Consider the following 25,530-nt stretch of genomic DNA (forward strand, 5'->3'; position numbering starts at 1 on the left):
GGCGGGGCTTGGCTTTGGCCCGCATGCGCCCTAGCTTGTAACGACAAGGAGCGTCTTCATGGCCAGCCATCCCCCTCGCGTCCGTCCCAGCGACCTGCCGACCAAGGTCGTCACCGCGCCTGATGGCAGCAAGGTGCGCATGAAGGTGGTTCAGGCGGAAAGCCCGAGTCTGCCCTACGATCTGCTCGCCGCCTTCCGGTCCAATGTCCGCCGCATCAAGGCCGACCAGAAGGCGCAGGCGGCGTCGCGTGAAGACTCCCCGGAAGCCTGAACGCCCCGTCCTGTGGATCGTCGCCGGGCCCAATGGCAGCGGCAAGAGTTCGCTCTACAACCGTACCGACATCGAAGGCTGGGGCGGGTCGGTCTGGATCATCAACCCGGATCTCCTGACCGCCAAGATCATCGAACATGAAGGTTCGCAGACGGAGGTGGCCAATCTCGCCGCCGTCCAGCGGATCGAAGCCTGGCTCGAAGCCTCGATCAACACCTATCAGACCATCGGCGTCGAGACCGTCCTGTCCTCGCCCAAATATCTCCGCCTCGTCGATCTGGCGCACGACAAGGGTTTCATCGTTCGCATGCTCTATGTGGTGCTGAATAGCGTCGAAGCGCAATATGAGCGCGTCGCCATCCGGGTCCGCACCGGCGGGCATGATGTGCCGCGCGGCAAGATCGCTGCGCGCCGGACGCGGTCGTTCGAGATGCTCGGCGAGTTTTTCGGCAAGCTGGATGAGCTGTTCATTTTCGACAATTCCGGTGGCGAGCCGGACCTGATCGCGAGCAAGTCGGCGGGCGCGCTGGTCGCACTGCGGACCCTGCCGCCGGATTTGCTCGACGCCCTCAACCGAGCAGAGGTCAGAATCGCTCGCTTTGAAGGCTAACTCGGGGCTTGGATTATTCGGCATTTTGCCGCTAATGCCCTGCCCATGACCGACAAGACCGAACTGCCCAAGACCTTCGACCCCGCCGCGATCGAGGCGAAATGGTATCCGCATTGGGAAGGGACGAACGCGTTCCGGCCCGAGCGGCCCGGTGCCGAGCCTTATACCATCGTCAACCCGCCGCCGAACGTCACCGGATCGCTGCATATCGGCCATGCGCTCGACAACACGCTGCAGGACATCATGATCCGCTATGAGCGGCTGCGCGGCAAGGATGCCTTGTGGGTGGTCGGCACCGACCATGCGGGCATCGCGACGCAGATGGTGGTCGAACGCCAGCTCGAGGCGAAGCAGGACAAGCGCACCAACTACAGCCGCGAGGATTTCGTCCAGAAGGTCTGGGAGTGGAAGGAGGAGAGCGGTGGCGCGATCACCCGCCAGCTGCGCCGCCTGGGCTGTTCGATGGACTGGTCGCGCGAGCAGTTCACCATGGACCCGCATTTCAGCAAGGCGGTGCTCAAGGTCTTTGTCGACCTGTACAATCAGGGGCTGATCTATCGCGACAAGCGCCTGGTCAACTGGGACCCCAAGCTCAAGACCGCGATCAGCGATCTCGAGGTCGAGACGCGCGAGGTGCAGGGCCATTTCTGGCACTTCCGCTATCCGCTGGCCGATGGCGTCACGCTCGATGACGGGCGCGACCATATCGTGGTCGCAACCACCCGTCCCGAAACGATGCTCGCCGATATGGCGGTCGCGGTGAACGGCGCGGACCCGCGCTATGCCAGCGTCATCGGGAAGTATGTCGAGCTGCCGATCACCGGACGCCGCATTCCGATCGTCGCCGACGACCATGCCGATCCCGAGCTCGGTTCGGGTGCGGTGAAGATCACGCCGGGGCATGATTTCAACGATTTCGAGGTCGGGCGGCGCGCAGGCATCGCGGCGAGCGAGATGCTCAACATGTTCGATGCCGAGGCGCGGGTGGTGCAGACCGCCGACGGGCTGATCCCGGCGGAGTTCATCGGCGTGGACCGGTTCGATGCGCGCAAGCTCGTCGTCGAGCGGATGAAGGCGCTCGGCCGTCTCGTCCCGCATGTCGTCACCGCCAAGGACGGCGAAGTCACCGAGCACGACGCCGAACCGCGCACGATCCAGACGCCCTATGGCGACCGCGGCGGCGTGGTCATCGAACCCTGGCTCACCGACCAATGGTATGTCGATGCCAAGACGCTCGCGCAGCCCGCGATCGAGGCGGTGAAGACCGGCGTGATCGAGATCGTGCCCAAGAGCTGGGAAAAGACCTATTTCCACTGGATGGATAATATCCAGCCCTGGTGCGTCTCGCGGCAATTGTGGTGGGGGCACCGGATTCCGGCCTGGTATGGCTCGGATGGCCAATGCTATGTCGCCGAGACCGAGGAGGAGGCGCAGGCGCTTGCCGGCGACGGCGTGACGCTCGAACGCGATGCCGACGTGCTCGACACCTGGTTCTCCTCCGCGCTCTGGCCGTTTGCGACGCTGGGTTGGCCCGATGCCGCCCCAGCTCCGTTTGTCCCGAGCGAAGTCGAGGGACGTCAAGAGACGGTGGTGCAGGGTCCCTCGACTGCGCTCGGGACAAACGGGGAGGGTGCGCCTGGCACCTCGCTGCTTGCCAAGCATTATCCCAATGACCTGCTGATCTCCGGGTTCGACATCCTGTTCTTCTGGGATGCGCGCATGGCGATGATGGGGACGCATTTCATGGGGCAAGCCCCGTGGAAGCGGCTGTATCTGCACGGGCTGGTCCGCGCCGCCGATGGCGCGAAAATGTCCAAGTCCAAGGGCAATACGGTCGATCCGCTGGGGCTGATCGACAGCTATGGCGCGGATGCGCTGCGCTTCTTCATGGCGGCGATGGAAAGCCAGGGCCGCGACATCAAGATGGATGAACGCCGCGTCGAGGGCTATCGCAATTTCGCGACCAAGCTGTGGAACGCAGCGCGTTTCTGCCAGTCGAACGGTATCGGCGCGAGTTCATCGGTCGCCGCGCCGGCGGCCACGCTTGCAGTCAATCGCTGGATCATCGGCGAGGTGGTGGAAACGGTCGCCGCGCTCGACAAGGCGCTGGCAGACCTGCGCTTCGATGCGGCGGCCAATGCGATCTATCATTTCGTGTGGGACCAGTTCTGCGACTGGTATCTGGAGCTGATCAAGCCGGTGCTCTCCGCCGAGAGCGACGCGGGCGAAGCCGCTGAAACCCGCGCGGTCGCGGGCTGGGTGCTCGATCAGATCCTGGTGATGCTCCACCCGTTCATGCCGTTCATCACCGAAGAGCTGTGGCACGCGCTGGGCGAGCGGTCGAATGACCTGATCGTCGCGCAATGGCCCGCGCCGCTGGCCGAGGTGGATGCCGGTGCCAAGGCGGAAACCGAATGGCGGATCGATCTGGTCGGCAGCATCCGCTCGGCCAAGAATGAACTCGGCATCGCGCCGGGTACGCGATTGAAGGCGTTCGTGCAGGATGCCAATGACCAGACCAAAGCCTGGGTCAACGGCTTCTGGACCGGTGCGCAGCGGCTGGCGCGGATCGACTTCGCGCCGCTGGACGAGGCCGCGCCCGAAGGCGCCAATCTGCAGATCGTGGTCAACGAGGCGACGTTCGTGCTGCCGCTCGAAGGTATTATCGACATCGCCGCCGAAAAGGCCCGGCTGAGCAAGGCGCTCGAGGCCGTGTCCAAGGAGGCGAAATCGCTCGAAGGGCGGCTCTCCAACCCGGCGTTCGTCGAAAAGGCCAAGCCCGAAGCGGTGGAAAAGGCGCGCGCCGACCATGCGGAGAAATCCGCCGAGGCCGAGCGGCTGGCAGCGGCGCTCGCGCGGCTTGGCTGATCGGCGCGCCCCGATCGCCTTCATGGCGACCGGCGCATGAGCCTGTCCTATGCCCGGCTGCTCGCGCGGCGGGTCTATCGCTCCTTGTGGTTCACGCCGGCGGCTTATGCGGTGCTTGCGGTGCTGGCGCTGCTGCTCGCCCCGGCGCTGGCCGTGCTGCTGCCAGAGGAATTCCACAAGCTCATCGGGCTGGACGGCGTCGACGACCTGCTCGGCGTGCTCGCCAACACGCTGCTGGCGGTCGCGATCTTCTCGCTCGGCATCATGGTGTCCTCGCTCCAGGCCGCAGCCTCCGCCGCGACCCCGCGCGCTCGCCCGCTGCTGATGCAGGACCGTACCGCGCAGAACGCGATCTCGGTGTTCATCGGCGGGTTTATATACGCGATCGTGGGCACGGTCGGGCTGTCCACCAGCTATTTCGGCCAGCCCGCGCGCGTCATCCTGTTCCTCACCACATGCCTTGTCATCGTCTCGGTCATCTATGCGCTGATCCGCTGGATCGCGCGGCTAAGCCGGCTGGGTGACGTGTCCGAAGTGATCGACCTGCTCGAGGATGCTGCCAACAAGGCCTTTGCCGATCTGGCCGAGCGTCCGCTGCTCGGCGGCGTGCAGAGCGATGCGCTGCCCGATAGCGGCGTGCCGCTCTTTGCCGAGCGCTTCGGCTTCGTCCAGGCGATCGACGACGAGCTGTTCGCGACGGTGAGCGAGCGCGAGGACGTGGATTTCCATCTGGGCGTGCGCCCCGGCACCTATGTCGATTCGAGCACGATCCTGCTCAAGACATCCAAGGCACTCGACGAGGCGACGGCGCGTTCGGTGCGGCGCGCATTCGTCATCGCAGGCGAGCGCACCTTCGAGGCCGATCCGCGCTATGGCCTGATCGTGCTGTCCGAAACCGCGTCCAAGGCATTGTCGCCCGGGGTCAACGACCCCGGCACCGCGATCGACGTGCTGGGCACGTCGCTGCGCGTTCTGGCCGGATGGAGCACGGCGGCACGCGCCACACCGGCCCGGGTCACCTGCCCGCGACTGCATGTGCCCGCGATCCGGATCGAGGATCTGGTCTGCGATGCCTTTCGCTGGATCGCGCGCGACGGCGCGGGGCAGCTCGAGGTGCAGATCCGGCTGCAAAAGGCGCTGCGATCGCTTGCCGCGCACGATCCCGTTCGGTTCGGCGAGGCGGCGCGCGCTATGTCGCATGAGGCATTCGCGCGCGCGAAGATCGGCCTGGCGCTGCCGGGCGACGTCGAGATCCTTGAGCGGTTCGTGCTGCATTAATGGTTGCCGATGGTGGGGGCGGGCGTCCCTCTCTTGATGCCCCGCGAAGGCGGGGGCCATCTCCCGGCAGGTGCGACATCGGCTAGGGCAGGAGATGGGCCCCTGCCTGCGCAGGGGACCGCCTAATCGAATGCAGGCCAACGCAGCCCTTGCCCCCGGCTCCCACGTTCCCTAAACGTTCGACGGTGAACGATCTCGCCCCCGCCTCCGAATTCCCGCCGCCCTCGGCCAGCGACCCCGCCTATCTGCAGGGGCTGAACACACCGCAGCGCGAGGCGGTGCTGTCCTCGGACGGGCCGGTGCTGGTGCTGGCCGGCGCAGGCACGGGCAAGACCGCGGCGCTCACCGCGCGGCTGGCGCATCTGATCGCGACGCGGCGCGCCTGGCCGTCGGAGATTCTCGCGGTCACCTTCACCAACAAGGCTGCGCGCGAGATGCGCGAGCGCGTCGGCAAGATCATCGGCGAGGCGGTCGAGGGCATGCCCTGGCTCGGCACCTTCCATTCGATCGGCGCGAAGATGCTGCGCCGCCATGCCGAGCTGGTCGGGCTGCAGAGCAATTTCACGATCATCGATACCGACGACCAGTTGCGCCTGCTCAAGCAGCTGATCCAGGCGGCGGACATCGACGACAAGCGCTGGCCCGCGCGCCAGCTCGCCGGGTGCATCGACCGCTGGAAGAACAAGGGGTTGAACCCGCACGAGCTCGATGCGGCGGAGAGCGAGCTCTACGCCAACGGGCGCGGGCAGGAGCTCTACACCGCCTATCAGGATCGGCTGAAGGCGCTCAACGCCTGCGATTTCGGCGACCTGCTGCTGCACATGCTGACATTACTGCGCACCGACCGCGCGGTGCTCGAGCAATATCAGCAGAAGTTCAAATATATCCTGGTCGACGAATATCAGGACACCAATTCCAGCCAGTATCTCTGGCTGCGGCTGCTCGCCCAGGCGCGCAAGAATATCTGCTGCGTCGGCGATGACGACCAGTCGATCTATTCGTGGCGCGGGGCGGAGGTCGCCAATATCCTGCGCTTCGAAAAGGATTTTCCCGGCGCGCGGATCATCCGGCTCGAGCAGAACTACCGCTCCACCCCGCACATCCTGGGCGCGGCCTCGGGGCTGATCGCGTCGAACAGCGACCGACTCGGCAAGACGCTGTGGACCGAGGTCGATGCGGGCGAGAAGGTGCGCGTGCTCGGCGTGTGGGATGGGCCCGAAGAGGCGCGGCGGATCGGCGAAGAGCTCGAAAGCCTGTCGCGGCGCGGGATCAGCCTCGACCGGACCGCGATCCTGGTGCGCGCGCAGTTCCAGACGCGCGAGTTCGAGGACCGGTTCATCGCGATCGGCATGCCCTATCGCATCATCGGGGGCTTCCGCTTCTACGAGCGCGCCGAAATCCGCGATGCGCTCGCTTACCTGCGCGTGGTCAACCAGCCGGCGGACGACCTGGCGTTCGAGCGGATCTTCAACACCCCGAAAAGAGGGCTGGGCGACAAGGCGCTGGAAAAGGTGCACCGGCTGGCGCGCGCGACCGGGCTGCCGCTCAGCGCTGCCGCGTTCCAGATCCTGGACAGCGATGAATTGCCCGCCCGCGCGCGCACCGCGCTGACCGCGCTGATGCGCGGCATCGCGCGCTGGCGCGACCTGCTCGCAACGATGAACCCGGCGGACCTGGCGCGGCAAATACTCGACGAATCGGGCTATACCCAGGTGCTCCAGGCCGAGCGCTCGGTCGAGGCCTCGGGCCGGCTGGAGAACCTGTCCGAACTCGCGCGCGCGATGGAGGAATATGAGAGCCTCGGCGATTTCCTCGAGCATGTGAGCCTCGTGATGGACAACGAGGCGGCGGCGGACGAGGCCAAGGTCACGATGATGACCATCCACGGCGCCAAGGGGCTCGAGTTCGAGCATGTCTTCCTGGCGGGATGGGAGGAGGGCGTCTTCCCCTCGCAGCGTGCGCTCGACGAGGGTGGCATGGCGAGCCTGGAGGAGGAACGCCGCCTCGCTTATGTCGCGATCACGCGCGCACGGGCGAGCTGCACGATCGTGCACGCGGCGAACCGGCGCATCTATGGCCAGTGGACCAGTTCGATCCCTTCGCGCTTCATCGGCGAGCTGCCGCCCGAGCATGTCGAGGAGGAAAGCTCGCTCACCGGCGGCGCGTCGCTGTGGCGCGCAGGGCTGTCCGAACGCGACGATCCGTTCGCGCATCTGGCGCGCGATCCCGAGCGCGCGGCGCGGCGCGGCCCTGGCTGGCAGCGCGCGGCGCAGGTGCCCGGCGGGTTCAACGCCACGCCGCAGCGCGTCGCTGAAGCGCGGTCGAGCGCGATCAGCCTGGGCAATGCCGGGCGCAGCGATGTCGAGATCGGCACCCGCGTGTTCCACCAGAAATTCGGCTATGGGCTGGTCGCCGAGAAGGAAGGCAACAAGCTGGAGATCGACTTCGAGAATTCAGGGCGCAAGCGGGTGATCGACAGCTTCGTCAGCCTCGCCTGAGCCCGGTATCGCGGGTCAGATACGCTCTGCCCGCGCCACCGATTCCGACGCGCGCAACGCCATGATGATCTGCATCAGATGGCCGACATCGTGCACTTCCAGGTCCGATTCATAGGTATGGAACGGCTGGTCGCGATTGGTCAGCTTGAGGTTGACGATGTTCGCCTTGTGATGGCTGAAAATGCCCGCCATGTCGGCGAGCGTGCCCGGCCGGTTGTACAGGATCGCGCGGATGCGCGCGGTCGCGCCATCCGAATCGCCGCCCCATGACAGGTCGATCCAGTCGGCATCGACCCCGCTGACCAGATTGAGGCAATCGATGGTGTGCACCTCGATATGCTGGCCCTGGCGGCGCAGCCCGACGATGCGGTCGCCGGGCACCGGGTGGCAGCATTCGGCAAGCTGGAAGGCGACGCCCGGGGTCAGCCCCTGGATCGAGATCGCCCGGTCCTGGCGCGGGAATTCGCGCAGCGCGGCCTGTTCGCTGCTGCTGCCGGGGACCAGCGCATCCATCAGATCGACATCGCTGATCTGGTTCTTGCCTACCGCGAGCATCAGCTCGGACTCGTCGTCCATGCCGAGCCGTTCGAGCGCCTGTTTGAGCGCCTTCTTGCCGATCTTGACCGGCAGGCGCCCGGCGATCTCGTCGTAGATCACCCGGCCGATGGCGATGGTCTCGTCGCGCTCCTTGTCGCGGACATAGCGGCGGATCGCGGCGCGCGCCTTGCCGGTGGTGACGAAGCCGAGCCAGCTGGTCTGCGGCTCCTGGCCTTCGGATTTCAGGATCTCGACGATGTCGCCATTGGCGAGTGGGGTGCGCAGCGGCAGGTTGCGTCCGTTGATCAGCACGCCGACCGCCTTGTTGCCGAGGTTGGTGTGCACCGCATAGGCGAAGTCGATCGCGGTCGCGCCCTTGGGCATCTGGTGCAGCGCGCCCTTGGGCGTGAAGGCGAAGATGCGGTCCTGATACATCGCCATGCGGGTGTGCTCGAGCAGCTCGTCGGCATCCTGCGCGGTGTCAAGAATCTCGATCAGGTCGCGAATCCATCCGGCCTGGCCGTCGGGCCGCGTCCCGCCCTGCTTGTACGCCCAGTGCGCCGCGAGACCGAATTCGCTCTGCCGGTGCATCTCGTGCGTGCGGATCTGGATCTCGACGCGCATCGACTGGCCGTGGATGATCGCGGTGTGCAGCGAGCGATAGCCGTTGCGCTTGGGGGTCGAGATATAGTCCTTGAACCGGCCGGGGATCATTTTCCACTTGCGGTGGATATGGCCCAATGCGGCATAGCAGTCGTCGATGCTGTCGACGATGACGCGGAAGGCGATGATGTCGGTCATCTGCTCGAACGACACGTGCCGCTCGGCCATCTTGCGCCAGATCGAATAGGGGTGCTTCTCGCGACCGCTGATCTCGGCGGTCAGGCCGTGGGCGGCGAGCTCTGCCTTGAGCGATTCGGCGATGGTTTCGACCTGGTTCTCGCCGCTCGCCTTGATCTGGTCGAGCCGACCGCAGATCGTTTCATAGGCTTCCGGTTCGAGCTCGCGGAACGCGAGCATCTGCATCTCGCGCATATATTCGTACATGCCGACGCGCTCGGCGAGCGGCGCGAAGATGTCCATCGTCTCGCGCGCGATGCGCTTGCGCTTGTCGGCGCTGGAAATGAACTTGAGCGTGCGCATGTTGTGCAGCCGGTCGGCCAGCTTGACCAGCAACACGCGCAGGTCGTTCGACATGGCGAGCAGGAACTTGCGCAGGTTCTCGGCCGCGCGCTCGTTCTCGGTCTGCGCCTCGATCTTGGAAAGCTTGGTCACGCCGTCGACCATCTCGGCTACCTTGGGGCCGAAGAGCCGTTCGACCTCCTCGATCGTGGTCAGCGTGTCTTCGACCGTATCGTGCAGCAATGCGGTGATGATGGTCTCGACGTCCATCTTCAGGTCGGTCATCAGACCTGCCACCTCGATCGGATGACTGAAATACGGGTCGCCGCTGGCGCGCTTCTGGCTGCCATGCTTCTGCACGGAAAACACATAGGCGCGGTTGATCAGCGCCTCGTCCGCATCGGGGTCGTATTCCTTGACCCGTTCTACCAGTTCATATTGTCTAAGCACCTGGTGAATGTCGGTGCTTTGCAAGCAATTGCAACAGAAAAACGCGCCTGTGCGAGGGGCCATGGTCGGGGTCGCTCGGGGCAAGGGACCAGGGCATCAAGGGGGTTATCGCACAGGCGCGGCAGGTTTGCCGGGCGGCAGGGTCATGCGATGTGGGAGTATCGCAGGTCCTGGCCACCCGACCGGAAGCGGTTCGTTCGATCAGCCCTTGGCGTTGCAGGTAGCCAGCTCTTCGCCGGCCATCGCCTCGTTGCGGGTTGTAAAGGCGGTGACATCGCCCATCTTGCGAGACAGACGCGTGCAGGCGTTGATCGGGCGCGAGGTCGCCTTCGATCCGGTGCACACGGTGCCTTCGCACTGCCACACGACGCCCTGGATGATCTTGGTGGTCTTTTCGACGGGCGCGGCGAGTTCTGCGGTGAAATAGCTGCTGCCCGGAGCCTGCGCGCTGGCGGTGCTCGCCTGCATCATCACCATGCTCGAAAGCGAGGCGGCGGCGACAAAAGCGATCTGGGTCAGGGTCTTGGTGAAGCGGGGCATGGCGTGTCCTTTCTAACGGTTTTCCCGGGGAGGAAATCGGCGGGGTGCAATTTCAGTTGCGAATCACTACCTATACGAATAGGTTTCGAGTTGCAACTAGAAACTGAATTTTCATTGGCAAGGCCGCATTTTTCGATAAGATGGCGGTTTGAAACTGGATTTGATGATCATGACCCACGGCAACCCCAACAAACTGCGCGAACCGCTGGCCGAGATTGCAGCCTGTTGCAGCCTGCCTCAGGCGCTCGAGACGATGGGTGAGCGCTGGTCGTTCATGATCCTGCGCGCCTCGTTCAATGGGCTGCACCATTTCGAGGAATTTCTGGAAGAGCTGGGCATTGCCCGCAACATCCTGTCCAACCGGCTGACCCGCCTGGTCGAAAGCGGCATCCTCAAGCGAGCGCCCTGTGTCGATGATCGGCGCAAGATCGAATATCGTCTCACCGACAAGGGGCTGGACCTGCTGCCGACGATGATCGCGCTGCGCCAATGGGGCGAGAAATGGGAAAGCGGCGTGCCGTCCAACCCGGTGCTGGTCGACGAGCGCGATCGCCGTCCGATCCAGCCGATCTCGATCCGCGCGCATGATGGCCGCGTGCTGACGCACCACGACCTGTGCTGGATCGATCTGGCCGATCTGAACGCCGCCGATGGCGACGACAATGACCACGATGGCGTGGTCAAGCGCATCGCGAGCATCTGAGCGCGCGCCAGCGGACGCCGCTGGCGAGCGCTGTCGGGTTCAGCTCGTCGCGCGGACGATCAGTTCGGGCTCGAGCTGCACCGGTTCGCAGATTTCGCCATCGATCTGGCGGAACACCATGTCGACCAGCATCTTCGCGCCGGCCTGCAGGTCCTGGCGGATCGTGGTCAGCGGCGGATTGGTGTGCGCCGCCAGCATGATGTCGTCATAGCCGACGACAGCAACATCGCCCGGTACCGACAGGCCGTGCTCGGACAGCGCCCTTAGCGCGCTCATCGCCACCACATCCGAGGAGGCGAAAATGCCGTCGATGCCGGGATTTTCGTCAAGAAACGCGCTCGCCGCGCTATAGGCAGCCTCGGACGTGAGATGGATCGGCAGCGTGTGCACGCTGTGCGACAGCCCTGCCTCGGCACAGGCCTGGAGGAATCCCTGCTGGCGCTGGCCAAATTCGGGCGGACTCGGATTGCCCAAGAACAGCAGCTTGCGCTTGCCGCGTTCGATGAGGTGCCGTCCGGCGATCAGTCCGCCGCGGACATTGTCCGACCCCACGGTGACATGACGCTGGCCCTCGATCCGCGCGCCCCAGACCATCAGCGCGCGGTGCCGCTCGGCGGCCGCCTCGAGCACCTTCATCTGGTCCGACTGGCCGATGACGATCGCGCCATCCACCCTCCCGGAATCGAGCAGATCGTCCAGCCAGTGATCGCCTGACGGAATGACGCGCGAGAGCAGCAGGTCGAAATTGCGCTCGGTCAGCGCATCGGCGAGATAGCCGAGCATGGTCATGAAGAACGGATCGGACGGGTGCTGATCGACCTCATGGCCCATCGGCATGACCACGCCGATCGCCTGCGCACGACGCAGGCGGAGATTCTGGGCGACCTGATTCGGCTTGAAGCCGTGCAGGCGCGCCAGTTCGACCACGCGTTCGCGCGTCTTGGCGTTGATGATCGTCTTTCCTGCCAGCGCCCGCGACACCGTGGACACCGACACTCCAGCGAGCTCCGCGAGCTCCTGCATCCCGATCTTGCTGATGGTACGCGCCTTTCCCCAAAGATGCTGCGCCGCCCCCTGCCAATGGTTCTAGACACTTGGCGACGAACCGTCGAGCGTCTTGTCAGCTTCAGCTTGCGTTTTCGCTACTCCTTCTGTATTAATACAGCAACACACGCAAGGAGTATCGTCATGGCCGTCACTTGGAAACACGCTCTGGTCGCGGCTGCCGCCGCTGTCGCGGTCGCAGGCTGCAACATGGTCGACGGTGCCGAGGTGCTGATCGAGGACGAATCGGGTGGTTCGGATGAGGGATGGTCGTCCAAATGGTCGGGCGAACCGTTCGACCGGATCACGCTGGCCGGGCCGGACAACATCAGCTTCACCACCGAAGGCGAGCATGCCGTCAGCGCGTCGGGCGACGAAAAGGCTCTGGAAAGGCTGCAATTCCGCGTTCGCGATGGCGAGCTGCGCATCCGCCGCAAGAAATCGACCTTCAGCTTCGGCGATTCGGGCGAGGCCGATATCAAGATCAGCGCGCCCGCGCTGCGCGCGCTGGTGCTGGCAGGATCGGGCTCGGCAAAGGTCGACCGGATGGAAGGCGACGAGATCAAGCTGAGCGTCGCCGGATCGGGCACGGCCGATATCGCGCAGCTGACCGCCAAGAAGCTCGACGGCGCGATCGCGGGCAGCGGCTCGCTCAAGCTCGCGGGCAGTGCCGACAATGCCGATATCTCGATCGCGGGATCGGGAAGCGTGCTGGGCGAGCGCTTTTCCAGCCCCGCCGTCGATATTTCGATCGCCGGATCGGGCGATGTGACCATGGCGTCGGACGGTTCGGTCGATGCGGCGCTCATGGGCTCAGGCGATGTCACCATCAAGGGCAAAGCCAAGTGCAAGAGCAGCTCCATGGGTTCGGGCACGATCACCTGCGGCTGATCCGACGGCGCGCGCCAGGCGCAAAAGCGGTTGCATGGTCGCCAGCCATGCTAGACACTCGTCCCCGTTCCTGGCTTGCCGGGACGGGGGAGAGCGCATTGACGAACAACGACAGTCCGGTAGGGGCAGCCGACCAGCCCGGTTTCTGGGACCGGCACGTGATGCCGCGCCTCATCACCTTCTGCTGCGGCCAGCCCGCCATCGCCAAGGCGCGCGGCCGCATCGTGCCGCGCGCTGAGGGCCGGGTGCTCGAACTGGGCTGCGGCGGCGGCATCAACCTCGATCATTATGATCGCGCGCGCGTCACGGCGCTCGCCGGGGTCGATCCTTCGCCGCAGCTGCTCGATACCGCGCGCGACAAGGCGAAGGCGCGCGGCTTCGACGCCGATTTCCGCGCAGGCTACGCCGAAAGCCTGCCCTTTGCAGACAGCAGCTTCGACACGGTACTCACCACCTTCACCCTGTGCTCGGTGCGCGATCCGGAAGCAGTCCTGCGCGAAATGCGCCGCGTGCTGGCGCCCGGCGGAACGATCCTGTTCCTCGAACATGGTGCTGCACCCGATCCCGGCCCGGCACGTTGGCAGCAGCGGATCGAACCCGTGTGGAAGCGGATTGCGGGCGGATGCCATCTGACCCGCCCGGTCAGCAGCGCCCTTGCCGGTCAGGGCTTCCGGCTGAGCGGCTGCGACAGCCGCTACATGCCGAAGACCCCGCGCTTTCTCGGCTGGATCGAGATGGGCGAGGCGCGCGCATGAAGCGGCGGCTGTTTGCGCTGGCGCTGGTGCTGCTGCTGCCCGAAGCCGCACAGGCCGCGGACAAGCGCTTCACCCTCTCGCCGTTCGACAAGGTCCGGATCGAGGGCGATGTCGCGGTGGAGATACGCTCGGGCGCGGCGCCTTTTGCGGTGGCCAGCGGCGATCCGCGCGCGCTCGAATCGCTGTCGATGCGGGTCCAGGGCGGCACGCTTTACATCCGCCGGGCGCGCACCAGCCTGCCTACCGAGCGCCGCTATCGCCCGAAGGCCCCCGAGGCTCTGCCGCTGGTGCGGCTCGATGCGCGCAGCGTCCAGTCGCTCACCCTGCTGGGCCATGGCAGTGCGAAGATCGATGCGCTGAGCGGCACGCGGCCCAGCGCGACCATGGACGGCAACGGCTCGGTCGAGATCGGCGCGGTCGCGGCCGAGGCGCTGTCGCTCAACGTCAACGGCAGCGGCAGCCTGAAGATCGGCGGCAAGGCGGCCAGCGCACGCGCGGTGATGCTCGGTGACGGATTGATCGAAGGGATGGGGCTTGCCCTGGGCGCGCTCGAACTGATCGGCGAGGGGCCGGTGCGCGCCAAGCTCAGCGTCGCTGGTCCGGCGCGGATCGCGGTGAAGGGCGGGGCGGACATTGCGATCGGCGGCACACCGCAATGCACGGTGCGCCAGACCGGCACCAATGCCATCCTGTGCGGCGCAGCCGAGATTGCCGCTGCTGCCCGCTGACCGGGCCGATCAGCCCTTGCGGCGGTCGATGTACCAGATCACGCCGTGCAGCGCTGCGCCGCCGCCCAGGCCCGCGAGAAAGCCGATCGAGGGCTGGCCCATGAACCCGCCGATGACGGTGCCTGCCAGCGTGCCCAAAGCCATGAAAACACCACCAGCGCGGGCCGGGGGCTGACGGTTGCCTGATGTCTGATTGACCATGACCGTGCCCTTGCCATGCGCGCGCGGCTTTTGCCACCGCCAATCGCTGCTGACACCGGGCGCAAAGCCTAACGCCCAGTTTACCATGCCGGTTGAACCTTCCTGCACGGCCAGCCTGTATCCCCATCTGGACGCGGCGCCGGCAGCTTTGCCGGCACGAGGAAAGAGGACCCGAACGCGCCCATGAACCCGCCCTATATCGGAAGCCGCGAAGCCTATGAGGACGCCTGCAAGCTGCTCTCGCATTACGGCGAGACGGCGGGGATCGAGGCCTCCGACCGGGCCGAGGCAGCGCGGGCGCGCGGCAATCACATCCATTTCTGTCACTGGCGGCAGATCGAGCGGTTGCTGGTGATCCTCTCGCTCGATCAGTGCATCGGCACCATTCACTGAGGCGAAACCACCCCGCCGCTGACGCTCCAGTCGGCACGGCCGGATAGCGGCACCGCGTCGAACAGCGACGCATCGGTGCCCGTCATCCACACCTGGCCCGAGCGGTCGGCGAGCTGTTCGTACAGCGCCGCGCGCCGCGCCGGGTCGAGATGGGCGGCGACCTCGTCGAGCAGCAGGATAAGGCGGCTGCCTCGGCGCTCGGCGACCAGATCGGCATGCGCCAGGATGATCGCGATCAGCATCGCCTTCTGCTCGCCGGTCGAACAAAGCGCGGCGGCTTGTCCCTTCTGCCGCATGGTGACGATCAGGTCGTCGCGATGGGGGCCTGCGAGCGCGCGGCCTGCTCCGGCATCGCGCGGCCGCCCCGATCGCAATGCGGCGATCAGCGCCTCGACCTCGACCGGACCCTTTCGCTCCAGCGCGAGCGAAGGCTGGGCGAACGGTCCGGCTTCGAGCGCGTCGATCTGCGCATCGAGCGCTTCGAGCGTATCGGCCCGGGCCAGCGCGATCGCCGCGCCATGCTCCGCCATCCGCGCTTCCAGCGCATCGATCCAGCCGGGATCGGCGGGGCGGTCGGCAGCGAGCAGCCGGTTGCGCTCGCGCATCGCCGCCTCGTAGCGCGCGGCGTGCCGGGCATGCGCGGGGTGCAGCGCCAGCACCAGCCGGTCGAGAAACCGTCGTCTGCCGCCCGCGCTTTCCAGGAACAGCCGATCCATCGCCGGGGTCAGCCAGACAACGGCGAGCCAGTCGGCCAGGCTGTTCGCTGCCGCCGCCGCGCCATTGACGCGCACCTGCCGGCGCGATGGCGCATCCGCGCTGGTGCCTGTGCCGATGCGCACATCGTCGTCCATGAGTGCGGCGGCGACCGTGAACCCGCCGGGACCTTGCTGCCGGGCCATCTGCTGGATGTCGGCGCGGCGCATGCCCCGGCCCGGTGCGAGCAGCGAGATCGCCTCCAGGATGTTGGTCTTGCCCGCGCCATTGTCGCCCCAGATCACGTTGAACCGCGCGCCCGCCTGCAGCCGGGTCGCCTCATGGTTGCGGAACTGGGTCAGCGAGAGGGAAGAAAGCGCCATCTGTGGCCCGCTATAGCGCCATGAACCGAGCCATGCGCGCAAAATCGGCGAGGCGCGGCACGGCGGGAATGATCCCACCCCAAAACATCGTGAATATTCCCAAAATTTCGCATTCAGCCTGCGGCAAGAAATGTTTCATCCTGTGCAAGCATCAGAAAAATATGGGTTTTTCAATCTGGCACGCCCTATGCAGAGTATCCGGCATCTCCCGACGGACGGACCAAAGGGACACACAGACACTCTGAAAGGACCCGCATCATGTTCTCGCTCTCGCAGTTCAACACCAATCTCGTCGCTGCCGTCTGCGCTTTCGCCACCTCGGCACTTTTCATCGGACTGAGCGTAGGTCCGGCGGAAATCGGCACGATGTCGGCGATGATCGTCTGATCGCCCGACACGCTATCATCAATCTATCGGTTTAAAGGGGAACCATCATGAACAACCGCTCTTTCCATCTCGACAAGTCGAACGGCAAGCTGATGGGCGTGTGCTCCGGCATCGCCAACTATTTCGACTGGGATGTGAACCTGATCCGCATCGCCTTCGTGCTCGCCGCATTGTTCGGCATCGGCGCACCGGTGCTGATCTATCTGGTGATCGGCCTGATCGCCTCGGACCGCTGAGCCGGGAGCGCTGGATGCCGGATCAGACCCCCGATCAGACCTTCGTGCTGAACGGCGTGAAATCGGTGGCGGTATCGAATACCTCTACCCCTTCGCGCCGCTTCAGCCAGCCGACCACGGCATAGGTCACCGGCGTCAGCACCACTTCCCAGCTCACCTTGAGCAGCCAGTTGGTGATCATCACGGTGATGACCTGGCTCGTCTCCCATTCGCCGTAAAAGGCGAGCGGGTAGAAGATCAGGCTGTCGACACCCTGGCCGACCACCGTCGAGCCGATCGTGCGGGTCCAGAGCAGCTTGCCCGCCGTCCAGATTTTCATCCGCGCCATGACGTAACTGTTGACGAACTCGCCCGCCCAGAAGGCGACGATCGAGGCGAAGACGATCCTGGGAACCTGGCCGAAGACCGATTCATAAGCCGCCTGGCCGTTCCAGCCTTCCGCCGGGGGGAGGCTCACCACCACCCAGCTCATGAACGCCATGAACAGCAGCGCGCCGAAGCCTGCCCAGATCACGCGGCGTGCGCGGGCATAGCCATAGATTTCGGTGAGCACGTCGCCGATGACATAGCCCAGCGGGAAGAACAGGATGCCCGCGCCATAAACCCATTGCTGTCCGGCGATGGTGATGAAGGTCGGCTTGGCCGCGCCGATCACGTTCGACAGCAGCAGCACCGTGACGAACGCCGCCATGACGAAATCGTAATATCGGAAGCGGTGCGTAGCGGGATCGAAGCCGATGCCTGGTTGCAGGCTGTGGCTGACGGCGGCGGGTTCGGCAGAGGGGCTTTGCATCGCCCCAAGCCATATCGCGGTTTGCACCCACCTGCAAAGCCCGCTATTGCGCCCTCACCAAGGCGCGCGCCCTTAGCTCAGCTGGATAGAGCACGAGACTTCTAATCTTGAGGCCGCAGGTTCGACTCCTGCAGGGCGCGCCAATCGCCTGGACGGTCGGTGGCGCCGATCGACCTGTCCCGGCTGCACCCTAGAATTCCGACCAGTCCTCTGCATCCGCCTTGAGCGCCAGATTGCCGGTCACCATCGGCACGCGGGCGGCAGGTGCCGGGCGGGGCATCGGCCTGGACATGGCGGGTGCACCGGATTTCTGGCCGGCATTGAACTGATCGACGACCTGCGACAGGTTGGTGGCCTCGCCTGCCAGGCTGCGTGCCGCTGCATTGGTTTCCTCGACCATCGCAGCATTCTGCTGGGTCATCTTGTCCATCTCGCCGACGGCGATATTGACCTGCTGCAAGCGCGCGGCCTGCGCCTGGGCCGAGCTGGAGATCTCCGAAATACGGCTGTTGATCGCAGCAACGCGGTCGCTGATCTGCAGCAGGACCGAACCTGTCTGATCGACAAGGGCAACCCCATCCGACACCCCGGTGGTCGACGCGGTGATCAGTTCCTTGATGTCCTTGGCAGCATCGGCCGAACGCTGGGCCAGAGCGCGCACCTCGTTGGCGACCACGGCAAAGCCCTTGCCTGCATCCCCGGCGCGGGCCGCCTCGACCCCGGCGTTGAGGGCAAGCAGGTTGGTCTGGAACGCGATACCGTCGATGACATCGATGATGTTGGTGATCTGGCTCGACGATTTCTGGATCGCATCCATCGCCTGCACGGCCCTGCGGACAACCGCACCGCCATTGTCGGCTGCAGCATGAGCCTCTCCGACCTGCTTGCCGACCTCTGCCGCATTCTGTGCGGTCTGCTGCACCATGGTGGTCACCTCGCGCATCGCGGCGGCGCTTTCCTCCAGGCTGGCGGCCTGCTGCTCGGTGCGGCTGGCCAGATCGTCCGAGGCCGAGCGGATCTCGGTGGCGCCGGTCAGAACATGCGATGCTGCCGCCGCTGTCTGCGCCAGAAGCTCGCTGAGCCGGGACGTGGTGTCGTTGAAGCTGGTGCGCAGGCTGTCATGGTCGGCATCGAACGCGCGCTCGATCCGATAGGCCAGATTGCCGCTCTTCATCTGCTCCAGCCCGGTGGTGATCTCGGACACGACCGTGTTCAGGCTCCTTTCCGCGCGGTTGCGTTCTGCGGCATTGTCACGGAACACCAGCATCGAGCGGTTCATCCGGCCGACACAGTCCTGGTGCTCGGTAAACGCGAGCGGACTTTCGATATCCCCGGCAGCAAGCCCCTCCATGCGGACAACGGTGCTGACATAGGGGTCACAGATCAGCTGCTTGGCCTTGAGCAGGAGAAGCGCGATACAACCCATCGCGGCGAGCGAAAGGCCTGTCTGGCCAGCACCCGGAGCCGCGCCAAGCCAGCCCGTCAACCCGGCCGCGATCGGGATCGCCATCAATCCCAGCACCAGGGAAATGATCCAGTCGAATTTCTTGCGGATCGGCATGTGAGCGTAGAACTGGTGGATCATCATGAACCTGTGCTGCGAAACGTGGATGAGGTCGCATGCCGTTCATCGACTGCAATCGATAAGCACTGGTTAACGACGAGGCCGATGACATGAAACCCGGATGGCGATTGAACGCCGGAACTGGAAAGCGTTGTTGCGTATTACTTCACCATTGCTTGAGCATCGGCGCATGCGGTCATATTCCTAAACGGCGGGAATAGCGGCAAATTCCGACCGGAATGCTGTGCTTGCCGCCAGGGCTCCACTGATCTCCGTGTAGCGATTCAAATATATATACCTGCAGTGACTTGCAGCTTTAGATGTGACCGATGTTAACCACTGGCAACTGTCCACAAAATTGGACACCTGCGAAACTGACATCTTTGCGTGTTTCGCTTCTGCGCTTCCCTCACGGCCCGTCGCCGCCCGGGCAGCAATTGCCGAAATTTTTTTTCGAAATTTGCCGGGTGCCTGGCGGGTCATCGTCGCACCGGCGTTCAAGCCCGGTTCCGGACTACCGAATCGCCGATCCGCCAAGCCAAAATTTTGCCGCGGATAACAATCCTTCCTCACACTTTGCGATTCATGCTGCTAGAGGGCACGCATTCACATCAGTTAATCGGACGGATAATGGCTTTCACCCCCGCCAAGGTTTTGACCACGCATCATTGGAACGAAGGGCTTTTCTCCTTCACCGTCGAGCGGCCTTCGTCGTTCCGGTTCGTCAGCGGACAGTTCGTGATGCTGGGGCTGATGGTCGATGGCAAGCCGCTGCTGCGCGCCTATTCGGTCGCCTCGCCGATGTGGGACGAATCGCTCGAGTTCCTGAGCATCATCGTGCCCGATGGCCCGCTCACCAGCCGTCTCTACAAGATCCAGCCGGGCGACGAGATCCTGCTCGGCGGCAAGCCCACCGGCACGCTGACGCTCGATGCGCTGCTGCCCGGCAAGCGGCTGCACCTGATCGGTACCGGCACGGGGCTTGCGCCCTGGATGTCGATCATTCGCGATCCCGAAGCCTATGAGCGGTTCGAGCAGATCACCGTGCAGCACACCGTGCGCCAGATCCAGGACCTGGCCTATCGCGACCTGCTCGAAAGCAAGCTCAAGGACGATCCGCTGGTCGCCGAGGAAGCCGCGAAGCAGCTCGTCTATGATTGCTCGGTCACAAAATGCCCGACCTGGGTCGACGAAAACCGCCGCATCACCACGCGGATCGAGGCGGGCGACTATCCTCTCGATCCTGCCACCGACCGCGTGATGCTGTGCGGCAGCATGGCGATGATCAAGGAAACCGGCGCGCTGCTCGAATCGCTGGGCTTCGAGGAAGGGGCCCAGTCCAAGCCGGGCACCTATGTGCTCGAGCGCGCCTTCGTCGGCTGAGCTTTACGCCCGGATCGCTTCCAGCGCGGTGCGCAGGGCATCGGGCAGGGGCACCGGGCGGCGGGTTTCTCGATCGACATAGACATGGGTGAAATGCCCCGCAGCCGCGGCGGCATCCTCGTCGTTCGCGAACAGCCCGACCGCATAGCGCACTGACGAAGTTCCGATATGGTCCACGCGCACGCCCGCATGGATCAGGTCGGGAAAGGCGGTGGGCGCGAAATAGGCGCAGCCGGTTTCGACCACCAGGCCGATCACGCCGCCGGCATGAATGTCGAGCGCGCCCGCGCGGATCAGATATTCGTTCACCGCGGTGTCGAACCAGAAATAATAGACCGAATTGTTGGTATGGCCGTAAATGTCATTGTCCGACCAGCGCGTGCTGATCTGCGTGAAGTGGCGGAACTGCGCACGGCCGGGGCGGGCGGGGCGGCTCATGCGGCGACCGTGAAGCTGTTGACGCCGTCGGCGTGTCGGATGGTGACCCTGCGCCCGATCGGATCGCGCGCCGGATCGGCAAGCGCGGCGAGCTGGCCCGCCTTGTCGGCGTCATCGGGGCGCGCAACGATGCGCCCCTTGTCGGTGCGCGCGATCACCACGGCGCGCGCGGGAACGCCCTTGGCATAGCCGATGGTATAGCTCTCGATCATGCCGGTCGCATCTTCCTCCAGCCGCTCAGGCGAAGGTTGCGCATCGACCTCGGCCTGCATCGGGGCGTGGTCCACCGGCGACCAGCTTTTAGGCGCGGTCGTGCTGTAGATGCCCACCGCTTCCTTGGACAGAAAGCCGCCATTGGCGAGCACCAGGCCATAGCTGCCTGGGTCGGCGCGCAGCGTCTCGACCATCGCGGCGATCCCGTGCATCGAGTAGTTGTTGCCCGCCCCGCCCGAGAACGGGAGCCCGCCGGTGAGCGTCAGCGGCGTGCTGCGTCCGTCGACGCCCAGCGTTTCGGCGGCGAGCAGCACCGCCACCGGGAAACAGCTGTAGATGTCGTAATGCGCGATGTCGGCAGCGGTCTTTCCCGCACTGGCGAGCGCACCCTTGAGCGACACCTCGATCGCGCGCGAGCGCGACAGGTCGGTGCGCAGGCTGACCGGCTTGTCCATCGCCTCGCCGCTGCCGTGCAAGAATACCCATTTTGCGCGCGGCACGCCCATCGCCTCGGCTTGGCCGACGCTCGTCAGGATGACGGCCGCGCCCTGGTTCACCGCGTCCTGCGCGACATGCCATTTGAGATAGGGGTCGGCGACCGGATAATTGCCGTCCGATGGCGTCGCGAGATAGTCGGCGCTCATCGCCTTGGGGAATTGCGCATAAGGGTTCTTGGCGGCGACCGCGCTGAACCCCGCCCAGAGTTCGGACATTTCGGCGACATGCTCGGCCTTGCTGCGACCGAGCCGCGCGCGTAGCGCGTTCTCGAACAGCGGATAGGTGAGGATCGGCGCGCCGATGCCGTTTTTCAGCTCGTGCCGGTCGAGCAGCATCGGCCCAAGCCCGCGATCCTCCATTTCGCCGTCGATCGCCTCGTTCCAGTCGAGCGCCACGCCCTTGCGCGCAGCGGTCTTGGCCGCGGCGATCGCCTCCGATCCCGAGAGCACCACGCAACGCGCCTCGCCCGCATGGATCGCGGCGGCGAATTCGTTGACCAGCGATTGCGGGCTCTGGCCGCCGACGATCGAATAGATCGCGCGCGCCGGCGTCACGCCCAGACGCCGGGCGAGGCCGAGCGGCGGCTTGTCGCAGCCGCCCGTGCCTTCGGGGACCATGCCGGGCGCGCTGTCGGCGAAATGACGCACGACCGTGACCACATCGATCGCGGCGCGCACCGCTTCGGCGGCACCGGTGTCTGCCAGCGCTGCCTCCGCCGCGCGCTGCATCAGCGACTGCGGGCTGGGCGCGGCGGCGGCATCGCTGCCATCCCAGTGATCGACCGCCTGGCCGACACCGATCAGGACGGGGGTGCTGGGGTCAAGGGTCATTTCGGGCTCTCCTGTCGTGTTCTTGGTTTCAGTGTTGTCAATTCGTCATTCCCGCGAAAGCGGGAGTCCCGCTTGATTGCTGGCGCCGATAGGAAGCGGGACACCCCCGCGCGCGCGGGTGACGATGAAAGGATGGTCGGAGCCATATCCGCCACCCATCAGAACCGCCCGTTGATCCGGATCGCCATCGCATCGCCCTGCTGGCGGAAGCCGAGGGCAGACAGCGCAGGCCCGGCGCTCGCGGCGAGACCGCCGAGGCGGAAATCGGCGCTGTAGCGGCCATTGCCCCGGATGCGGATGTCCATCTGTTCCAGTCCCGACTGGCCCTTCAGCGGCACCAGCAGGTCCGCGCCGTCGCAGCGCAGATTCCCGCTCAGGCCGCGTTGCAGCGTTAGCCCGAACAGGCTCTGTTCGATATTCACCCGCACCGCGCCCGAGGCGTCTGTACAACGGCGACCCGAAAAGGCGATGTTCACCCCATCGAGGCTGACGCTGCGCAGCGGCAGCGGTGCGAACAGGTCGGCGGTCGCGATCTCGCCCACCGCATCGCGCATCGCGATGCTGTCACCGCTCTGCGCCAGGCTGAAGGCGAGCGGGGGCTGGGCCGGTGCGTCTCCGGCGCGGGTCATCGCGAGGACCAGCTCGCCGCCGAGCAGCCCGGTGGGAGATAGCCCCGCATCAAGATCGCCGAGGCTCAGCCTGCCGATCTTCAGGTCGCGCACCGTACCCGACCAGATCGTCCCTTCGACCGCGCGCGCGCTGACCCCGCGTGCGCCCAGGCCCGCAGCATCGAACACGATGCGCAGCGGCAGCAGCACGATCAGCGCGAGCAGCAATGCCAGCGCGATCAGCACCGCCCGCTTGGTGCTGCGGCTCATGCGCCGATCTTCACCAGCCGCGCCGAGACCGAGACGGTGCCATTGTCCATCCGCCGGATCACCAGTGTTTCGGGCACCACGCCGCGCCGTTCGAGATCGGCGAGCCAGGCGAGGAACGCGGTCGAGCGGGCCGAACCAATCGCGATCTCGGCGCGGTCATTGCCTTGCGGCGTGTTGGCATCGAGCGTGAAGCCGCGTTCCCCCGCCTCGCTGGCGAGCAGCAGGTGCAGCGCGGCGATCGCCTCGGCGGGGCGCTTGTCGGCGGGCAGCGAGAGCGCCTGCGCCTTGGCCTCGATCCGCCCGGCCTGCATCGTTGCCTCGTAGAAGCTGCGCTTGGCATCGGTCGCGAGGCCGTAAAGCGGGCTGTAGATGCCGAAAAAGCCGATCACGCCCGCGGCCAGCAGCGCGGCGATTCCGACCAGGATCTGCTCGCGGCGCGACAGCGCGATGAACCAGTTCTTCGCCGCTTCGGTCATGGCGCCAGCACCGTGATATCGGCCACCGCCTGGCCGGTCGCATCGCTGCGGTTGGCGGCGGTGACCTTGTAGCCATTGTTCTGCAGCGCGATCAGCACCGCGTTCAGGTCCTCGACGCGCGGAGCGGCGATCATCGCGCCGACAATGCCGCCGGGGCGGTAATCGGCCTGGCGGATGACGACGCCGGGCACCGGCTGCATCGCCGACAGCAGCCCGGACATCGGCACGCTGACCACGCTGTTGCCGGTGCCGCGCGCGGCGAGCTTCGCATCGAGCTGCGCCTCGGCCTGGCCGACATCGGTCGCGCCGGGAACGTGCCGCTCGGCGCTGGCAAGCGCGCGCCGTTCGGCGAGATCCGCGCCCAAATAGTTCTTGCCGATCTCGAGCAGCGGGATGGCGAGGCTGACCAGGAGCAGCGCGCCGAACAGCCAGGCGAGCGTGCGCCCCTGGCCCGGCGCGAGCGCGAACAGCGGCGTGCGGCGCGCGAATTCGCCCTGACGCAGATTGAGCGGGGGATCGGCCAGCGCGCCGATCATCGCGGCTTCGCGTGCATCGCTATCGAGCGACACCGGAGCGGCCGTCCCGAGCAGCACCGCGCCCAGCGCCTCGTCGGGCGGCAAAACCAGATCGCCCAGCCGCTCCGCTGCCAGATCGCCAAAGGTCGCAGCCACCCGATGTTCGGCAGCGGGCAGCAACAGCCCGACGGGCAGGATGATATCCGGATCGAGCCCGCGCAACGCCAGTTCGGCCAGATGATCGGCCAGCGTCGCGCGCGCGATCGTCGCGCACAGCACGCGCATGCCCCCTTCGTCGACGGCCCGGCCCAGCGCGCGTACTGCGACGAAGACATCGCCACCGATGCTGAGATCGGCCGCGCGATAGCGCGCGGCAGCCTCGGCCTGGGGTGCGCTCATGTCGCCCATGTCGAGCGTACGGATCACCGTATCGGCGGCAGGGACGAGAGCCATGACGGGCGCATCGCCATCGCGCGCAGCCCGGGAAGGCGGGGTAAAATCCTGCCCGCGCGCCACAATATGGCCGCTCTCGACGCGCCACCAGTGCAGCGCGGCATCAGCGCCGGACGGGCAGCTGACGATCAGGCCGCTATCAGCCATGATCGTGCGCCACCAGCGGGGAATCAGGCGAGCAGGTCCAAAGCAAGATCGCGAAACCCCCGGTCAGCGACAGAATCAACTGACCTCCCGTTAGCCAATCGGGCGGGCCGAGTCACCGGTCGTTTGCGGCTCGAACGGCTCGGCAGCAAGATTTTCGTCGCGGGTCTCGATCACCGGTTCCGGAGCCAAGCGGCGCGGGCTGAGGATCGCGAACGAGGCGACGAGCAGCACCACCGAAATCGCTTCTATGATCATCGACTGGGCAATGTTCGCGGTCAGCGGATCGCTGATCAGGCCGAAGACACGTCCGGTGAACGCGAGCGCCACCATTGCCGCGGCACCGAGCAGCCATTCGCGCTTGCCGGGCATCAGCCCGATGAGCGCCGCAAGCCCGGTGCCGATGAAGAACGCGCCCATATCGGCGCGGATCGCGCTCAATCCGGTCGCGTTCTGCTGGCCCAGCTCGAACTGCGCGATGATCGTCTGCGGATCGAGCAGCGCGCGCGCGCCGATGATCACGAACAATGCGGAGAACCCCGCAACGAGCAGGCGGATGACCCAGACCATATGCGATCGCTCCCTTTCCCAAAGACCATTGCTGCCTTGTTATGGACAGGCGGCAGGCGTGTCCAGCGTGCCCCATGAACGGATGGGCGGTGCATTCGATCCGGCAGGCCGATGTAAACTGGTGCAAGCACCAGCCGCGCTTTCAAGCTGTCACTTTTGCTGGTTACCGCTTCAGCCGCTTTCCGAT

The 25,530-nt window shown here is 65.6% G+C and carries 26 protein-coding genes and 1 tRNA gene; 14 read left to right on the top strand and 13 right to left on the bottom strand.

All coding sequences use genetic code 11. The features are described 5' to 3' along the window. Positions 1–58: 58 nt before the first annotated feature. The 5 genes from FG486_RS08450 (at position 59) to FG486_RS08470 (ending at position 7,525) form a co-directional block, all read left to right on the top strand. The gene (locus tag FG486_RS08450) at positions 59–271 is read left to right on the top strand and encodes a hypothetical protein (RefSeq protein ID WP_066275817.1); all 213 of its coding nucleotides are present in this window, start codon (positions 59–61) and stop codon (positions 269–271) included. After that, the gene (locus FG486_RS08455; RefSeq protein WP_338401595.1) at positions 249–881 is read left to right on the top strand and encodes an ATPase; all 633 of its coding nucleotides are present in this window, start codon (positions 249–251) and stop codon (positions 879–881) included. The genes FG486_RS08450 and FG486_RS08455 overlap by 23 nt, the downstream gene beginning before the upstream one ends. Before the next feature lie 45 nt (positions 882–926). Continuing rightward, positions 927–3,749 carry a valine--tRNA ligase gene (locus tag FG486_RS08460; RefSeq protein ID WP_181267214.1) on the top strand — a complete coding sequence of 941 codons (2,823 nt, stop codon included), beginning with the start codon at positions 927–929 and terminating at the stop codon, positions 3,747–3,749. 36 nt (positions 3,750–3,785) lie between these two features. Further along, positions 3,786–5,027: a DUF2254 domain-containing protein gene (locus FG486_RS08465; RefSeq protein ID WP_181267215.1), complete on the top strand. Its 1,242-nt coding sequence runs from the start codon at positions 3,786–3,788 to the stop codon at positions 5,025–5,027. A 185-nt stretch (positions 5,028–5,212) separates the two neighbouring features. Next, positions 5,213–7,525: a UvrD-helicase domain-containing protein gene (locus FG486_RS08470; protein WP_181267216.1), complete on the top strand. Its 2,313-nt coding sequence runs from the start codon at positions 5,213–5,215 to the stop codon at positions 7,523–7,525. Positions 7,526–7,540: 15 nt separating this feature from the next. On the opposite strand, the gene FG486_RS08475 is transcribed toward FG486_RS08470, so the two are convergent. Together FG486_RS08475 and FG486_RS08480 are read right to left on the bottom strand one after the other, a co-directional pair. Next, the gene (locus tag FG486_RS08475; protein ID WP_181267217.1) at positions 7,541–9,634 is read right to left on the bottom strand and encodes a RelA/SpoT family protein; all 2,094 of its coding nucleotides are present in this window, start codon (positions 9,632–9,634) and stop codon (positions 7,541–7,543) included. Positions 9,635–9,835: 201 nt separating this feature from the next. After that, positions 9,836–10,174 (bottom strand): DUF8200 family protein, encoded by a 339-nt coding sequence (locus FG486_RS08480; protein ID WP_181267218.1) that lies wholly within the window; start codon positions 10,172–10,174, stop codon positions 9,836–9,838. A 163-nt stretch (positions 10,175–10,337) separates the two neighbouring features. On the opposite strand from FG486_RS08480, the gene FG486_RS08485 reads away from it, so the two are divergent. Then, positions 10,338–10,877, top strand: coding sequence for a winged helix-turn-helix transcriptional regulator (locus FG486_RS08485; RefSeq protein WP_060980240.1), 540 nt, complete (start codon positions 10,338–10,340; stop codon positions 10,875–10,877). A gap of 39 nt (positions 10,878–10,916) precedes the next feature. Here the strand turns inward: FG486_RS08485 and FG486_RS08490 are convergent, their stop codons facing one another. Continuing rightward, a complete protein-coding gene (locus tag FG486_RS08490) occupies positions 10,917–11,900 on the bottom strand; it encodes a substrate-binding domain-containing protein (RefSeq protein WP_066274836.1) in 984 nt (327 codons plus the stop codon). Positions 11,901–12,065: 165 nt separating this feature from the next. Between FG486_RS08490 and FG486_RS08495 the strand changes: the two genes are divergently transcribed. The 3 genes from FG486_RS08495 to FG486_RS08505 all read left to right on the top strand — a co-directional run bounded on the left by FG486_RS08495 (position 12,066) and on the right by FG486_RS08505 (position 14,295). After that, complete coding sequence (locus FG486_RS08495; RefSeq protein WP_137775919.1) at positions 12,066–12,812, top strand: head GIN domain-containing protein; 747 nt, start codon at positions 12,066–12,068, stop codon at positions 12,810–12,812. A 98-nt stretch (positions 12,813–12,910) separates the two neighbouring features. Continuing rightward, positions 12,911–13,567 (top strand): class I SAM-dependent methyltransferase, encoded by a 657-nt coding sequence (locus FG486_RS08500; protein ID WP_338401596.1) that lies wholly within the window; start codon positions 12,911–12,913, stop codon positions 13,565–13,567. Then, on the top strand, positions 13,564–14,295 hold the full coding sequence (locus FG486_RS08505) for a GIN domain-containing protein (RefSeq protein ID WP_181267219.1): 732 nt from the start codon (positions 13,564–13,566) through the stop codon (positions 14,293–14,295). The genes FG486_RS08500 and FG486_RS08505 overlap by 4 nt, the downstream gene beginning before the upstream one ends. 9 nt (positions 14,296–14,304) lie before the next feature. Here FG486_RS08505 and FG486_RS08510 read toward each other — a convergent pair whose 3' ends face one another. Then, a complete protein-coding gene (locus tag FG486_RS08510; protein WP_241695666.1) occupies positions 14,305–14,583 on the bottom strand; it encodes a hypothetical protein in 279 nt (92 codons plus the stop codon). Positions 14,584–14,679: 96 nt separating this feature from the next. Here FG486_RS08510 and FG486_RS08515 point away from each other — a divergent pair, with 96 nt between their 5' ends. Next, positions 14,680–14,889, top strand: a complete 210-nt coding sequence (locus tag FG486_RS08515; RefSeq protein ID WP_060980236.1) for a hypothetical protein — start codon at positions 14,680–14,682, stop codon at positions 14,887–14,889. Here FG486_RS08515 and recF read toward each other — a convergent pair. Next, positions 14,883–15,965, bottom strand: coding sequence for a DNA replication/repair protein RecF (gene recF / locus FG486_RS08520; RefSeq protein ID WP_181267220.1), 1,083 nt, complete (start codon positions 15,963–15,965; stop codon positions 14,883–14,885). The genes FG486_RS08515 and recF overlap by 7 nt on opposite strands. A 258-nt stretch (positions 15,966–16,223) precedes the next feature. Here recF and FG486_RS18290 point away from each other — a divergent pair, with 258 nt between their 5' ends. Both FG486_RS18290 and FG486_RS08525 read left to right on the top strand, forming a co-directional pair. After that, positions 16,224–16,352 carry a hypothetical protein gene (locus FG486_RS18290; RefSeq protein WP_277816978.1) on the top strand — a complete coding sequence of 43 codons (129 nt, stop codon included), beginning with the start codon at positions 16,224–16,226 and terminating at the stop codon, positions 16,350–16,352. Between the two features lie 47 nt (positions 16,353–16,399). Then, the gene (locus FG486_RS08525) at positions 16,400–16,588 is read left to right on the top strand and encodes a PspC domain-containing protein (protein ID WP_066279275.1); all 189 of its coding nucleotides are present in this window, start codon (positions 16,400–16,402) and stop codon (positions 16,586–16,588) included. 34 nt (positions 16,589–16,622) lie between these two features. On the opposite strand, the gene FG486_RS08530 is transcribed toward FG486_RS08525, so the two are convergent. Further along, positions 16,623–17,381 carry a queuosine precursor transporter gene (locus FG486_RS08530; protein WP_241695667.1) on the bottom strand — a complete coding sequence of 253 codons (759 nt, stop codon included), beginning with the start codon at positions 17,379–17,381 and terminating at the stop codon, positions 16,623–16,625. A gap of 66 nt (positions 17,382–17,447) precedes the next feature. Here FG486_RS08530 and FG486_RS08535 point away from each other — a divergent pair. Further along, positions 17,448–17,524, top strand: a tRNA-Arg gene (locus tag FG486_RS08535). A 47-nt stretch (positions 17,525–17,571) separates the two neighbouring features. Here FG486_RS08535 and FG486_RS08540 read toward each other — a convergent pair. After that, entirely contained in the window at positions 17,572–18,969 is a 1,398-nt protein-coding gene (locus FG486_RS08540) for a methyl-accepting chemotaxis protein (protein ID WP_241695668.1), read from the bottom strand. Positions 18,970–19,575: 606 nt separating this feature from the next. Between FG486_RS08540 and FG486_RS08545 the strand changes: the two genes are divergently transcribed. Further along, entirely contained in the window at positions 19,576–20,328 is a 753-nt protein-coding gene (locus FG486_RS08545) for a ferredoxin--NADP reductase (protein ID WP_060977984.1), read from the top strand. A 3-nt stretch (positions 20,329–20,331) separates the two neighbouring features. Here the strand turns inward: FG486_RS08545 and FG486_RS08550 are convergent, their stop codons facing one another. From FG486_RS08550 to FG486_RS08575, 6 genes are all read right to left on the bottom strand, one after another. Then, positions 20,332–20,766, bottom strand: coding sequence for an acyl-CoA thioesterase (locus tag FG486_RS08550; RefSeq protein WP_181267221.1), 435 nt, complete (start codon positions 20,764–20,766; stop codon positions 20,332–20,334). Then, positions 20,763–22,307 carry an acetyl-CoA acetyltransferase gene (locus FG486_RS08555; protein WP_181267222.1) on the bottom strand — a complete coding sequence of 515 codons (1,545 nt, stop codon included), beginning with the start codon at positions 22,305–22,307 and terminating at the stop codon, positions 20,763–20,765. The genes FG486_RS08550 and FG486_RS08555 overlap by 4 nt, the downstream gene beginning before the upstream one ends. A gap of 158 nt (positions 22,308–22,465) precedes the next feature. Further along, positions 22,466–23,185 carry a type II secretion system protein N gene (gspN, locus tag FG486_RS08560; protein WP_181267223.1) on the bottom strand — a complete coding sequence of 240 codons (720 nt, stop codon included), beginning with the start codon at positions 23,183–23,185 and terminating at the stop codon, positions 22,466–22,468. After that, positions 23,182–23,661, bottom strand: coding sequence for a type II secretion system protein GspM (gene gspM, locus FG486_RS08565; RefSeq protein WP_066279318.1), 480 nt, complete (start codon positions 23,659–23,661; stop codon positions 23,182–23,184). The genes gspN and gspM overlap by 4 nt, the downstream gene beginning before the upstream one ends. After that, the gene (gene gspL / locus FG486_RS08570; protein ID WP_181267224.1) at positions 23,658–24,776 is read right to left on the bottom strand and encodes a type II secretion system protein GspL; all 1,119 of its coding nucleotides are present in this window, start codon (positions 24,774–24,776) and stop codon (positions 23,658–23,660) included. The genes gspM and gspL overlap by 4 nt, the downstream gene beginning before the upstream one ends. 90 nt (positions 24,777–24,866) lie before the next feature. Then, positions 24,867–25,343, bottom strand: a complete 477-nt coding sequence (locus FG486_RS08575; RefSeq protein WP_181267225.1) for a DUF4345 family protein — start codon at positions 25,341–25,343, stop codon at positions 24,867–24,869. Positions 25,344–25,530: the final 187 nt, after the last annotated feature.

The sequence above is a fragment of the Blastomonas ursincola genome (assembly GCF_013607875.1).
Lineage (GTDB): Bacteria > Pseudomonadota > Alphaproteobacteria > Sphingomonadales > Sphingomonadaceae > Blastomonas > Blastomonas ursincola.